General features: G+C 69.6%; 1 protein-coding gene. It reads right to left on the bottom strand.

Annotation, left to right across the window (positions count from 1 at the left end):
- A partial coding sequence (locus NEV57_RS15885) for a sulfide-dependent adenosine diphosphate thiazole synthase (RefSeq protein ID WP_257659293.1) occupies nt 1–556 on the bottom strand: 556 nt, incomplete at both ends.

The following is a 556-nucleotide window of genomic DNA, read 5'->3' on the forward strand; positions in this document are numbered from 1 at the left end:
GGGTGAGGCGGACGATCTCGTCCTCGGCGGTGTTCATGTCGAGGGCGCGCATGCCGGGCACGGCGTCGATCATGCCGATGTCCTGCAGCCGCTTGACGCCCGTGGCGCCGAACGGCCCGTCGTGGCCGCAGGAGCTCACCACCACCCTGGACTCCATCACGTTGGGGTCCATGCACGACTGCGTGTCGTGGTTCATCGACACCAGCGCCCAGTTGGTGACCACGCCGCCGACGCGGCCCTCCTTGACGATGAGGTCCTCGACGGCGACGGCGTTGAACAGCTTCACGTTGGGGCGCGCCAGGAGGCGGCTCATGACGGTGGAGGTGAAGAGCGCGGCGTGCTTGATGACGACGTAGTCCTCCTGCTCGTCGTACGCGACGCCGAGCTCGTCGAGGAACAGGTGCGCCGGCTTGCGCACCACCATGGCGGAGAACAGCTGCCCGCCGAGCCACGCGCCGCCGCCGGGGGACACCGACTGCTCGATGACGGCGACGCTGACGGAGGGGTCCTTGGAGAGCTCGTACGCGCAGGAGAGCCCCGCGGAGCCGGCGCCGAC

The sequence above is a fragment of the Parapedobacter lycopersici genome, from assembly GCF_024643285.1.
Taxonomy (GTDB): domain Bacteria; phylum Bacteroidota; class Bacteroidia; order Sphingobacteriales; family Sphingobacteriaceae; genus Parapedobacter; species Parapedobacter lycopersici.